The sequence below is a fragment of the Helicobacter heilmannii genome (genome assembly GCF_001283065.1).
Classification (GTDB): domain Bacteria; phylum Campylobacterota; class Campylobacteria; order Campylobacterales; family Helicobacteraceae; genus Helicobacter; species Helicobacter heilmannii.
In genome coordinates, this window is the sequence record NZ_CDMK01000001.1 from 123,077 (window position 1) to 135,803 (window position 12,727).

The 12,727-nt window shown below is 46.9% G+C and carries 11 protein-coding genes and 1 pseudogene; 1 reads left to right on the forward strand and 11 read right to left on the reverse strand.

Translation table 11 applies throughout. The features are described 5' to 3' along the window. Window positions 1-5 precede the first annotated feature (5 nt). Window positions 6-578 carry a D-sedoheptulose 7-phosphate isomerase gene (gene gmhA / locus AOG36_RS00695; protein ID WP_015107620.1) on the forward strand — a complete coding sequence of 191 codons (573 nt, stop codon included), beginning with the start codon at window positions 6-8 and terminating at the stop codon, window positions 576-578. 1 nt (window position 579) lies between these two features. Here gmhA and AOG36_RS00700 read toward each other — a convergent pair whose 3' ends face one another. The 11 genes and pseudogenes from AOG36_RS00700 to AOG36_RS00755 all read right to left on the reverse strand — a co-directional run bounded on the left by AOG36_RS00700 (window position 580) and on the right by AOG36_RS00755 (window position 12,535). Further along, complete coding sequence (locus AOG36_RS00700) at window positions 580-801, reverse strand: hypothetical protein (protein ID WP_015107621.1); 222 nt, start codon at window positions 799-801, stop codon at window positions 580-582. A 5-nt stretch (window positions 802-806) separates the two neighbouring features. Further along, window positions 807-1,487: a F0F1 ATP synthase subunit A gene (locus AOG36_RS00705; protein ID WP_015107622.1), complete on the reverse strand. Its 681-nt coding sequence runs from the start codon at window positions 1,485-1,487 to the stop codon at window positions 807-809. A gap of 211 nt (window positions 1,488-1,698) precedes the next feature. Continuing rightward, the gene (locus tag AOG36_RS08870; protein ID WP_238374869.1) at window positions 1,699-5,784 is read right to left on the reverse strand and encodes an outer membrane protein; all 4,086 of its coding nucleotides are present in this window, start codon (window positions 5,782-5,784) and stop codon (window positions 1,699-1,701) included. Continuing rightward, complete coding sequence (locus AOG36_RS00715) at window positions 5,753-6,289, reverse strand: hypothetical protein (RefSeq protein WP_053825355.1); 537 nt, start codon at window positions 6,287-6,289, stop codon at window positions 5,753-5,755. The genes AOG36_RS08870 and AOG36_RS00715 overlap by 32 nt, the downstream gene beginning before the upstream one ends. A gap of 24 nt (window positions 6,290-6,313) precedes the next feature. Next, window positions 6,314-6,523: a hypothetical protein gene (locus AOG36_RS00720; RefSeq protein ID WP_015107625.1), complete on the reverse strand. Its 210-nt coding sequence runs from the start codon at window positions 6,521-6,523 to the stop codon at window positions 6,314-6,316. 153 nt (window positions 6,524-6,676) lie between these two features. Further along, a pseudogene (locus AOG36_RS08740) lies at window positions 6,677-7,960 on the reverse strand (RNA-guided endonuclease InsQ/TnpB family protein). Between the two features lie 107 nt (window positions 7,961-8,067). Then, complete coding sequence (locus AOG36_RS00735; protein ID WP_015107626.1) at window positions 8,068-8,712, reverse strand: ABC transporter ATP-binding protein; 645 nt, start codon at window positions 8,710-8,712, stop codon at window positions 8,068-8,070. Next, the gene (locus AOG36_RS00740) at window positions 8,703-9,320 is read right to left on the reverse strand and encodes an ATP-binding cassette domain-containing protein (protein ID WP_015107627.1); all 618 of its coding nucleotides are present in this window, start codon (window positions 9,318-9,320) and stop codon (window positions 8,703-8,705) included. The genes AOG36_RS00735 and AOG36_RS00740 overlap by 10 nt, the downstream gene beginning before the upstream one ends. Then, window positions 9,313-10,056 (reverse strand): ABC transporter permease, encoded by a 744-nt coding sequence (locus tag AOG36_RS00745; RefSeq protein WP_015107628.1) that lies wholly within the window; start codon window positions 10,054-10,056, stop codon window positions 9,313-9,315. Before AOG36_RS00745 ends, AOG36_RS00740 begins: the two co-directional genes overlap by 8 nt. 23 nt (window positions 10,057-10,079) lie before the next feature. Further along, entirely contained in the window at window positions 10,080-11,024 is a 945-nt protein-coding gene (locus AOG36_RS00750; protein ID WP_015107629.1) for an ABC transporter permease, read from the reverse strand. Further along, window positions 11,024-12,535 (reverse strand): ABC transporter substrate-binding protein, encoded by a 1,512-nt coding sequence (locus tag AOG36_RS00755; protein ID WP_015107630.1) that lies wholly within the window; start codon window positions 12,533-12,535, stop codon window positions 11,024-11,026. Before AOG36_RS00755 ends, AOG36_RS00750 begins: the two co-directional genes overlap by 1 nt. Window positions 12,536-12,727 lie beyond the last annotated feature (192 nt).

Below are 12,727 nucleotides of genomic sequence, written 5' to 3' on the forward strand. Positions count from 1 at the left end.
AGCGCATGTACGAGTTGATCCAAACCGAGTTTTTAGAGCACAGCCAAGTTACACAGGACACTTTGGCGCATTTAGCCACAAGCTTAGCGCAAAGCGGGGATTTCTTGCTAGACACGCTTAAAAACGGGCATAAGATTTTGATTTGTGGCAATGGGGGCAGTGCCGCCGATGCCCAGCACTTTGCGGCAGAACTTACGGGGCGCTACAAACAAGAAAGGCAGGGGCTGCCTGCCATTGCGCTAAGCACGGACACCTCCGCCTTAACTGCCATCGCTAACGACTATGGCTATGAGCGGGTATTTGAGCGCCAAGTGGAGGCTTTGGGGCAAAAGGGGGATTGCTTGGTGGGCATTAGCACCAGTGGCCATTCACAAAATGTCTTGCTGGCCTTGCAACAGGCGCAAGAAATGGGCTTAAACACGCTGGGGCTTAGCGGACGGGGGGGTGGGGCGATGCGCGCGCTATGCACGCATAATTTAATCGTGCCAAGCACCAATACCCCCCGTATCCAAGAGATGCACATCCTCTTGATCCATTTGCTGTGCGATTATATCGAGCGAGGGTTTTGTAACAATTAAATCAAATGCGCTCTTTGTGACTCTCTTTAATGAGGGCGGACATGGACTTAGCCATGAGGGCAAAAAAGACAAAGAGCCCAAAGATAAAGAGCGCAAAAAACACCGCCACCACCAAGCCTAAATCGTTCAAGAGAAAGAAACACAACCCCCCACAGACAAGGGCAATGCCGACAAACAGCCCTGCAAAGAAGTCTAAGAGCGATGCAATGGTATCCTTTTTCATAGGGGCTAGTGGCTCTCATCCACTAAAACCGCCCCCGCCAAATAAACATAGGTTAAAATCATAAACACAAAGGCTTGTAAAATCCCCATGAAAAAGAGCACCATGAAAGGCGCAACGGGGATCGCCCAAGGCACGAGCAAGAGCATGATGAGCAAGAACATGTCATCGCCCTTGATGTTGCCAAAGAGACGGAAAGAGAGCGAGATGATGCGGGAGAAGTGGGAAATGATCTCCACGGGGAACATGATGGGCATGAGCCACTTCACGGGCCCTAAGAAGTGCTTGAAGTAGGCGACAACTCCTTGGTTGCGGATGCCCTCAAAGTGGTAGTAAACGAAGACAATCAAGGCTAAAACCAGCGTAAAGCTCCAATTAGCCGTGGGAGCTTCAAAGCCGGGGATGATGCCTATCATATTGCAATAAAAGACAAAAAGCGCAATGGTGCCGGTGAGGGGGAAATATTTACGGGCGAGCTCCTCACCGATGACATCCCTAGCCACATGTAAAATCCCCTCCACAACGGCCTCATAGACATTTTGTAGCCCCATAGGCACGATTTGCAACTTTTTCACCGCCATTTTGCTGATGACAAGCGTGAATAAGGCGCAAAAGACGGTGTAAAACCCGATGATGAAATCATGGTTGTGGCTGATTAAACCCGCAAAAGTAAAAACCCGATGCTCCATATCCTCTCCAAAAAAACCCCATTATACTACAACTCCCCTAAAATGGCAAAATATTAGGGGCAAAAAGGGGGAGTTCGTGGGGTTAACCATGTTGCCAAACTTTAAAAATGTGTGGGGGAGTTACGCGCATACAGTTGCTCCACCCCTTGCGCCCAAACAACTCCAAGCCCCAGCCAACAAGGGGCCTAAAACTTTTTAAAGCCCCTTTTGCCTAGAAATTATACACATAATTCACATATACCGCCACATTGCGTTTATAGGTGGTTTCTAGGTGCGCGCCATCTAAAGAACCCCTAAAGTAATAATTCACAGCAAGAGGGATTCTAAGACCGATCTCAAATCCATGGTGTTTGGTTACATTGGTTCTAAAGCCAAGGTTTAAGGGGATTTGGAAGTAAGAAGTGTGCATTTGGGCTTTACCCCCTGCAGCATTGATATAGCCCATTTCTGTGTGTAGGGTGTTGTAGTGCGGATCCACCCAACTGCTGCCCGCCAACATAAAGCCTAGAAACACCCCTGTGGTGTATTTGCTGTCTTTGCTCTCATAGAAGTTATACAAAGCATCCACTCCAGCTCCATAGACAAAGTCATTTAAGCTGGAGATGTTGCGGTTGTAAAACACTCCTCTTTGGTAACTAAAGCTGCCATAGTAGCGCAGCCCCCATCTTCTCTTTTTGCCAAAGAATTGTTTATAACCCACCTGCACATCGATCCCGTACATGTTGGCATTGGAGTTAGTGGTTTGGTTGGGCAGTCCTATGTTGCCTGCTCTATTTAAGAACACTTCAGGGCTCTCTTTAGCGTAAGCGGCCATTTTGTTTTTAGCGGCATTGAGATAAATTAAAAGATTGTTTAAGCCTTGGATGGCTTGCTTTGTGTTTTGGGCTTGGGTAGAGTCTTGCAGTTGTGCGGGCTCTAGTTGTGTGAAAGAGGCGGGCAAAGCAATCAAGCTGGCAAAAGAGCTCAGGTTTTGCGGATTGATGGCATTTGCCAAATTGTCCAGCAACTCTACACGCATTTGGCTGGCTTGGTTAATCAAGCTGTCGAGATTTAATTGCATGAGCTCTAAATCGATGTCTTGTGCTTGCATGTTTTGGATGAAGTTGGCCACTTCTGTTTTAAAGCCTTGAGGAATCTCGGGGTTATCCACTAAATTGTTCTCAGGGTCGCTGGCATAATTTTCTAAGCCCGCCACAATATTTTGCACGGCTTGGGCGGCGCTCACATTGTCTAAGCTGCTGATGATCGCACTTGTGGTGCTCTTAATGGTTTGTTCCACTTGGTTAAAGTAGTGGTTCATCGCACTTTGGAGTTGTTGGATGTTTTGCAACTCATTATCCACAATGGAGTTAATGAGATTTTGCAAAGAGTTGCTGGCACTTTGTGTCCCCTGATGGTTGTTTGGGTTTTGTCCTTGTTGTCCTTGTGAGTTGCCTTGTGGGTTATTGTTTGTACCTTGTCCTTGTTGTCCTCCACTGCTCCCTGTGCCTGAGTTGATTTGTCCGCCTTGATTATTGTTGTTATTGTTGTTGCTTGTGGGGTTTGTAGCTCCCGGTGTGGGGGAGGCGGTTTTGCTAGCAGTGGGGATTGTGTCGGGGGCGTTGGTTTTAAGAGCTGTGGCGGCTTTTTTAGCTAAACCTTCTAGGTAGTTGTAGCGGTTAAGCAGACTTGAAAACTCAGAGAGATACTGCACCATGTTTTGTGAAATATTATAAGCGTTTGCTTGTGTTCCAGAATTGCCTCCATTGTAGTGGAATAGCCCCTCTAAAACACTTTGCCCGGTTAAGGATTTAAAAAGGGGGAAAGTTTGCGCATAGGCGAGCACATCTGCGTCAATTTTAGCGGTGTTTTCTGATCCAGTGAGGATCGTAAGCAGTTCATTGTTGTGGGTGTAGGTGTTTAAGCCTTCAATGAGTTTAATCGCCCCACTGGCTGTTTGATCGCCAGTGTTGAGATTTTGCATGAGGGTGTGTAGGTCGCTAGCGGCTTGCTGTGTGGGGGTGAGTTGGGGTTGTTGTGTTTGTTTAAGGTCTTTAGCGTCCTTGGCTAACACCATATTTTGCTCTGTTTGGGGTTGGTAAGCATCGATCAAGGCTTGGAGGTAACTTTGGGCGTTTTGGCTTTTGATCCCATCGGCATCTAGGGAGGAGGTGTTGCTGATGAGATCACCCCCATTAAAGCTTGCATTGCTTTTGTCTAAAGCCTGCACCGCACTATCAAAGTTGCTAAGCTCTGTTTCCATGGTTGTCAGGTTTTTGGTGCTGAGGGCAGCAAAGTTGTTGAGGATATTTGCCATTTCTCCGCCCCCTTGTTGGATTTGATCGGGACCGTTGTTATTGGTGATGTCTAGGATCGCCGGACTAAAATCCAATGCCAAGGTATTGACAGCCGCAGCGGCAAAGCCCAAGTATTGCACAGGACTGACTTGTGGTTTTAGCATGCTTATAATGGAGCCGGGACCATTGAAGCCATAGAGGGGTTGTTGTGTGTCTAGCGTACCACCACTATTTTGAGGAAAAATTTGTAAGGCATGCATGGCAGTGGCCGCTTGGATGATTTTGGTCGCCTCAGCACTCAAGGTGCTTGTATTAAATTGCCCTTGGTTGTAGTTGCTCGGGCTTAAATCTTGTTGGATGGCTGTTTGTGTTTGGGCAATGAGTCCATTCTTAGGAGCTATAAGAGCTTGGTTGAACTCGTAAAGGGCAAGTTTATCGGTTGCGTCCAAAGACTTTTGGGGGGTAGAGCCCACCCCGATGGTGTCTAGGTAGCCGCCCAGCAATTTCTCCGCATATTGGATGGCACGCAAGTTATTTAAGACGAGGGCTTGTTGGTTCGTGTAGGCATTGATTTTGGCTTCTTGCTGACCACTTGGCTGTGTTTGGTTTGAAAACCACAGGTCAGTGCCCATTTCTGAAATGGCGGTGCTTAGGATATCTTGCAAACTGACTTTTTTAGAGAGCAGCGCAGAAAGGGCGTTGGCATTGGATGTGTAATTGAGGATTTGGCTAGTAAAAGTCGCCAGAGGAGTTGTGTTCGAAGCCAAATTGAAGCCCACATCTTTCATGAACTGATTGCTTAAAGTCGTGGTGATCCAAGAGGAGAATTTGCCATCGGGGTAACGGGTAGTAGAACTAGAAGTAGGACTGGCGTCTGTGGGCAAACCCGTGTTGGAGCTAGAAAAATTAGAGTTGGATTCGTTGATATCGGCGTCCAAGCTTGTGATGGTTTTTAGCAAAGTGGTTTGGCCACTTGGTTGGAGAGCCTCATAAAGTTCTTGAAGCTGGGTTTGGGTGAGGGTATTGTTTAATTCTTTGGGTAGGTCCATCAATTGCCCCATAAACCCACTCCCATTATCACTGTAGCCCAAATCTAAAAGCGCATTGAAGGCAGCTCCCGGACTTGTGGCGTGTAGGTCTTGTTGCAGGGTTGCTAGATCGCCTTTAATGCTTTCATAAGCGTTATAAACTTGGGTGTAATGATTGGGGTTGATGAGTCCTTCTAGCTTGGCGGTGTCGCTTACACCGCTCATTTGACTCAGTGCTTTTAAAACCGCATTGAGGGAGGCCACATTAGAGGGGACGCTTCCATTGACTTGTTGGCTTGCGGTGCTTGTGTTGAGGATGTTGTTGGCGATGGTGTTGAGATTTGTCGTTAAAGCACCCACCATATATTCATTTGGGTTGGCAGAGAGTGCTGTCTTCACACCGGCTATGTTGGCTAGACTATAATGATCGCCGGTTTTAATCACTAATTTGCCGTTAAAGTCTTGGTTGACATTGCTTAAAACTTGTAGAAATGTTAAATCCCTACTATTGAGGCTATAACCCCCACCTTGTTTATCGCTGATCAGATTGCTGCCCAAAAATTGATCGATTCCATAAAGGCTAGCCCCAAGCCCTGTGGCTTGCGCTCCCTTAGTGTTGGCTTCTTGATAAGCATTGAGCAAGGTTTGGGCTGTGTTTTGGATAGACCCCCCCACCCCTAAAGCTTTTTGCAACCCTTGGATGTAATTTGTGTAAGAAGTCGCAAAACTGGAGAAGGGGAGGTCAGAAGCAGAGTTGCCCCCAATAGAGCTGGAGCTTATGGCGACAAGGGCTTGGTAGGTGTTGTTTAAAAGGCTGTTGGCTTGCGCCACTTGGCTGCTTTGCTTGAGATCGCCACTTGTCAAGTTAGCACTGGGTTGGTCGTTGGCGGATGTGGGGGCTTTGAAATAAGGGGTGGTGGTTTTAAAGGTGGGGGGCTGATTGCCAAAAACTAACCCCGCACTAAGCGTAACGGGTTTCCCCCCCCCCCCCATCAAAGTCCAAGCGGGCTTGGTAGCCTTGGATGATGTCCTCAATGGTGGATGCTTGCCCTCGCGCAAACCTCGATGTGAGTTGTGATAAAGTAGAAGGGTCGTAAAGATTGGAGGTAGAAAAATCGATGGCCCCACCACCCCCACCAAATAATCCTCCAAAGCCATCGGATTCTAGACTAAAAAGATTGTACCCGATGAGATTTTGGTATGAAGATAAATTGGGATCAAGGGGGGTGTTGCTTTTGCCTATAGGGCCATTGCTAAAAGTGAGGGGGGTCGTTGCGCTAATGCTTTGGTAAATAGGGGCTGGCATGTTATAGCCTTGGTCTTGGTTTTGGTAGCCATACCCACTAGAGTTGATCGTGTAGTTGCTGCCCAGCAACCCTGAAAGCGAATTAACGATCATCGCTGCTTGGGAGTTGTTGGTGTTGTCGGCAAGGGCAAAACTAGAGAGGCTAAGGCTAGCCACAAGAGCCAAACTAAAAGGGCGTTTGCTAGTTTTCATAAAAATCCTTTGGGTTCAATGGTGTTATTGCTGTTTAGGCAAGAAATTTTTGACATTGACGGCTTTAGTGGGCGCACCGGTGAGAAATGGGTTTTTTGTCATTTGCCCATTGGTGTGGCTTTTAGTGGCTTGGGTCATGTTAGAGTATTGAAACCCCACTTCGCCATAAACGCCATTATTTTCTGCCATTAAGGGCAAAGCCACTAGACCAAGTACAGAAAGAAACTTCAACATTGTCTGCCTTTGCTAAGAAGTGAAATTTAAAATAAAGATTTTAGCAAAAAAATATAACTTTGCACCTAGAAAATGAGAATAATATTTTAGATGATTAAGGTAATAAATGAGCCCAAATACCGTTCTTACAAACCTATAAAACCGCATAAAATCCTATAAAATCCTATCAATAGAAAAAAATTTTAGCGGTTTTTGTTGTATTCCTGTTTCCACCATGCTGGTTACTAAGCCATTCTTTGCAAAACAACCTAATAGAGCTGTCATGTCCGCAGGCGTAAATTCAGTGGGAACTCCACTTACTAAATGCTTCACTAGATTGACACTAGCGTTAAAATCTCTATCCACCACAACACCGCAAACACCGCACTTATAAACTCTATCATTTAGGCTTAAGTCTTTTTTGACACTGCCACAGCTGGAACAAGTCTTAGAGCTCGGGTAAAAAGTGTCCGCCCGTAAAATTTCCCGCCCATAATACTTTGCCTTGTAGTCTAAAAGCGTGTTAAAGGCAGATATGCTGACATCACTTAGGGCTTTAGCTAGTTTAGAGTTTTTAAGCATATTTTTGACTTTTAAACTCTCTAAACAAAGGGTTTTAGCGTGCCGCACTAGGGCGGTGCTTAAGTTTGTGTAAAAAGTTATTACGGGTGTTGGCTATACGGGTATGCAATCGATTCAGCCGCAAGCTGGCTTTAAGAAAATTAGCGGACTTCTTAATCCCGTCATTCTTGGTTTTCGAATGCCGTTTTTTGCTAAGTTGTCTGCTAAGTCTTTTAAGCCGTCTTGCGAGCCTATTTAAGGGCTTGGGGGCGAAAATCTGTAAGCCATTAGATAGACTAGCAAAAGCCTTTATTCCTGTGTCAATACCTAGAGTGTGGTTGTTTGCTATGGGCTTATGGGTGCGGTGAAACTCCTCTTGTGTGGTGTCTGTTTGGATTGAAACATAGAATTTATTGCCTCTTTGCGTGATGGTCGCCCCATTGATTTTGCCTTGCAATCTTAGCCTTTCAGTCATTTTGATTTTGGGCAGGTTGGGGATTTTAAGATAGTCTTTTGTGCTGCCTTGAATGATTTTTATTTGGTTGCCCCCAATGTAAAAGCTCCCCTGATATTCTCTTTTGCGTTTAAAACGGGGGTAACTGACTTTACCCAATTTTAAATCTTTAAAGAACTTTTGAAACGCTAGGTTTAAGTGGTTAAATGGCTGTGCTGTAGCGTATTTGGACACTTCATAGACAAAGGGAAACTTCTCTTTTTTGCAAGCGTTAAATTCTTTCTTTAGGGCAAAGTGGTTAGATTTTATGCCCTTTTCGTAGTTTCCTTCCACTTGGCTAGTCCCCAATTATAGGCAAGTCTAGCACACCCAAACGCCTTTTTAAAGTGGGTCTTTGCTTTGTTGTTGGGTTGTAATTCAATCTTGTGGCTTAGGGCAAACATTGCGGTTATTTTAGCAAATTTTGGGGTGTTTTTGGCGGTGATAATTATATAAAAAATTTGCATAGTTTTATAGAATTTTATAGATTTCATCTTGCTGTTTCTAGCCCCTAACCCTGAAAAAGCCTCCCCTCCTTAAGCCGCAGCACCCGCGCACAATAGCCCATGGCTAAAGCAACATCGTGGGTGATGAAAAGAATGGTGGTTTGCTTTTCTTTTTGGTAGGCACTGACCACTTGCATGATTTCGTGTTTGAGTTTTTTATCTAAGGCACTTGTAGTTTCATCTAATAATAAAATCTCAGGGCAAACAAGCATCGCCCGCGCAATGCCAAGCCTTTGCCTTTCCCCCCCGCTAAGCTCCCTTGGATAACGCCCTAAAAGTTTGGGGCTAAGTTTTGCTAGCTCTAAAGCCTCGTTTAGCAGGGCGTGTGTTTTAAAGCGCCGACACACGCTGCCTAACAAGTCGCGCACCTTTTTAGCGGGGTTTAGGGCATTTAATTGGTCTTGAAACACATATTGCAACACCTGCCTAAAGGGCTTCTCCTCCATTTGCAAAATGTCTTGTTGCTCGTATAAAACCTGCCCCCCACTAAAGGGCTCTAAGCGGGCAATGCACTTAGCCAGTGTGCTTTTGCCACAGCCACTAGACCCCATCAGTGCCACCAACTCCCCCCTCTCTAGACTAAAGCTCACCCCCTCTAGCACCTTTTGCGCCCCATAAAACTTAAAGAGCTCCAGCACCTCTAAGAGCATAAATACCCCTCCATCTCTCCAAAATACACCCCCCGCCCGCCATCGAGCACCAGCACCTCATCGCAAAGTTTGAGCGCCACTTCTTCATCGTGCGTGATCACCACCCTTTGCACGGGCAGACTTAAGAGCAAATCCACCACGCCCTGGGTGTTTTCTCTATCTAGCGAGCTGGTAACCTCATCTAAAAATAAAATCTCTTTCTTTAGGGCTAAATTCAGCGCGATTTGCACCCGACTCGCCATCCCACGGCTCAGCTCATAGGGGTAAGAGCCCCACGCCTTTAAGGGGACATTGAGGCTTGTAAATAAATCCTTAGCTTCCTTAGCGCGCTCTTTGAGCACCATAGCAAAGGTGTCTTTGATTTTTAAATAAGGATAAAAGCAAGCAATGCAGTCTTGAAACACATAACCGGCCGGTGCGCTTAGCGTGAGCGCGCCATAATGCATCTTAAGAGTAGGGGGCAAGAGCCCACAAAACACTCTAGCCAGCGTGCTCTTCCCGCTCCCACTCACGCCCAAAATGGCTAAATGCTTGGTGGTGCCAAAACTGATATTTTGTAAAATTGCCCCGCTAGGGCTAAACACGCTTAAATCCTGCACGCTAAGCACGCGCCCTCTCCCCTGCCCACGCCAAAGCAAAGACCACCACAAACACCGCCACCCCCGGCACCAACACCAGCCACCACACCCCCGTAAAAATCGCCTGCGTGGCTTCATTGAGCATGTTGCCTAGACTTGCCTCCCCCACCTTGAGCCCCAGCCCAAAGAAGCTGAGCAGAGCCTCGGCGCTGATGGCATGCGCGCAGGTGTTGGCTAGGAGTACGAACACGCTGTTTTTAGCCAAAGGTAAAATTTCACCAAAGGCGATTTCTAATTTGCTTGCCCCCAAAGCGCGCTCGTTGGCGATAAACTCCCTGGTGGCGATTTCTCTAAAGCTATCGGCAAGCACCTTTGCCATTTGGGGCCATAAAAAGAGAGACAAAAGCCCACTTAAAGCCAAAAGCCCCAACCCCCTTTGGCTAAACGCGCTAAAGAGCAAAATCAACAATAAATTAGGCAGGGCTAAAAAGCCCTCTAAAAAGCCCAAAAGCCCCACTTGCCCCCACTTGGGCGCAAACAAAACCCCAAAGGCAAAAACTAAACTAAATACAAGTGCCAAGAGCCCGCTGGCTAGCCCTACCAACACAGAGTTTCTTAAACCCACCAAGAGCCTTGAAAACTCATCTCTGCCTAAAAAATCCGTGCCTAGCCAATGAAGGGCACTGGGGGGCAGTTTTAGGGCATCTAAATGCACTTCACTCGGCGCAAAGGGGGCAAAAAGGGGCAAGAGTAAAAGCAAAAGCAAACCCCCACATACCAGCGCAAACCTTACCATTTGGGATTAAGCCACCTAGCCAAAAGCTCTACCAGCACATTTAGTCCCACCACAAAAAACGCGCTAAGCATTATGATGCTTAGGGCTAGGGGGTAGTCTTTATGTAGTAAGGCATTGATGGTACTTTGCCCGATTCCGCCGATCGAAAACACGCTTTCTACCACATAAGTCCCCCCCACAATCACCCCCGCATTGGACGCAAAATACCCCACAATGGGTAAAAAGCAAAAGCGTAGCACCAAGTAAAAGCACCAAAGAGCACTCACCCCCCACGCTTGGTAACTCAACACAAAGGGCTCTTGCAGAGTGTCGAGCACCACGGAGCGCACAAGGCGGGTGTAAATAGCTAAATGCGCTAAAGTGAGCACACACACGGGCAAGAGTAAATGGCGGGCCAAGTCGCCAAAGGTGGGTGTTGCGCCAATTTCTCCCACCCCCGAGCTAGGCAGCCAGCCTAGCAGCACGCTAAAAAGCATGATCGCCACCAATCCCAGCCAAAAACTCGGCACACTAAAAAAACCTAGAGTGGTGTAAATGATGGTTTTATCTAGCCACGAGTCTTTAAAATATGCCCCTATTGTGCCTAGCACCAAGGCAAAAATAAAGCTAAGCACAAAGCTTGTAAGCCCTAGCATGAGTGTGTAGGGTAGTCCCTCTTTTAAAATGTCAATCACCCTCTCTCCGCTTGCAAGGCTCACGCCCAAATCCCCCCGAAAAATACGCCCCAGCCACTCCAAATAACGCACCAAAAGCGGGCGATCTAGGCCTAAATTGGCTAATAAGCGGGCTTTAAGAAGGGGATTTGCGCTCTGCACGCCATCGCCATAAATGCCCGATAACACGCTCCCACTCGACAAATCCAAAGCCACAAACACCACAAAGCTAAAAACCAACAAGAGCAACACCGCCCCCAAAATCTTTTTAAGGGCAAAAGGCACTAATCTTTGCTCCACTCAGCAATATCATAAGTAAAACGCGCCCCGTGGTGGCCTAGAATCGTGGGCTTGATGCCGTGGATATTGGAGCGGTAGGCTAGGGGGTAGCGCAGATACACCAAGAAAGCAAAGGGCGGGTTGTTGTGTAGTTCTTGTATGAATTTGGCGTACCATAATTTACGCATATCCTTATTTTTAGCGGTGCGGGCTTTTTCTAGGGCACTATCTACTGCATGATCGCTGTAGTGGTTGTAATTCCACTCCATATTTGAGCCAAAAATGCGGTAGGTTTGTAGATCCGGATCTAAGGGCGAACCCCAGCCGATGATAAAGCTATCCACCTTGCTAATCTCAAACGCCCCATGGTTTTTAGCGATCGCGCTGGCTTTAATCCCCACTTGGGCGAGTTCGCTTTGCAAAATATTAGCCAGCGTAACCCTTAGTGGATCGGTGTTGAAGGCGTAAATGTCAAAGGCTAGGGGCTTGCCGTTTCTATAAAAAACTTTATCTTTGAGCACCCAGCCGTCTTTTTCTAAAATCGCTTTGGCTTTGGCGGGGTCGTAGGGGTAGCCCTGTGCGTGTGGATCGTTCGCCCAGCTTGCTTGGATAGGGTTGTTGGCGACAAAGCCATAGCCGTGTAGGATTTTTTGGGCGATGAGTGGGCGGTCAATGGCGTAGTTGATCGCCTCTCTCACAGCTAAAGATTTTAAAAGATGGTTGTTGAAGTTAAACATCAAGGCCCGGTAGTCCGCGCTCTTGCAATCTAAAATCTTAATGTGCGGGTCGCGCTCTAGGCTCTTGCTTAAATTGGGTTCAACTAGGGCAACATCGATCGCCCCGCTTTTGATCTCATAGGTGCGGACATTGAAATCGGGGACGATCTTTAGCACCGCCTTTTTCATCTTGGGTGCGCCTCTGTAGAATTTGTCATTTGCCACAAAGCTGATATACGCGCCTTTTTGCCAGTGCACGAATTTAAAGGGACCCGTGCCGATGGGGTGTTGGTTAAATCTGTCGGTGTTTAAATCTTTGCCCACCAATAGATGCTTGGGCAAAATGCCTATACTTAAGATATCTAAGAGGGGGGGGAAGGGGGCTTTTAGGGTGATTTTTAAGGTGTAGGGATCTAACACCTGCACGCTTTTAATCTCGCTAAAGTTTGCGCGCGCGGGGGCGTTGAGTTTGGGGTTTTGGGCCTGCTCTAGGGTGAATTTAACATCCTGGGCACTAAAGGGTTTACCATCATGCCATAAAACCCCCTTTCTTAAATGAAACACCCAGTTTAAGCCATCCGCGCTTTTCTCCCAGCTTGTGGCTAAATCGGGCTGTATTTGCATGTCGGGGCTAAAGCGGATGAGCCCACTAAAGACAAAATCTAAGGCACTGTCGTGGTCCTCGTCAAAAAGGGGGTTGATGCGGGCAGTCTCGTTCTCCACGCCGATCACTAAGGTGTCTTTAGGTGTGGCTGCAAAAAGGGGGAGTGTCAACAAACAAGCAAGAAGAAGTCTTAACATAACAATCCTTTAGTGCTATGTTTGTATTATTAGTATGATTTTCTTAAAAAATGGTTAATAGTAGGTACTCTTTGGGCGTGTGCTACAAGCACACTTAAAGCCGGCATGCAGACATTTAAAGATCAGAGATTTTCTTTATGGCTATGTTGTGTGTTGAGGGGGGGGGGGGGGGGGGGTGGGCCTTTTTTTGGT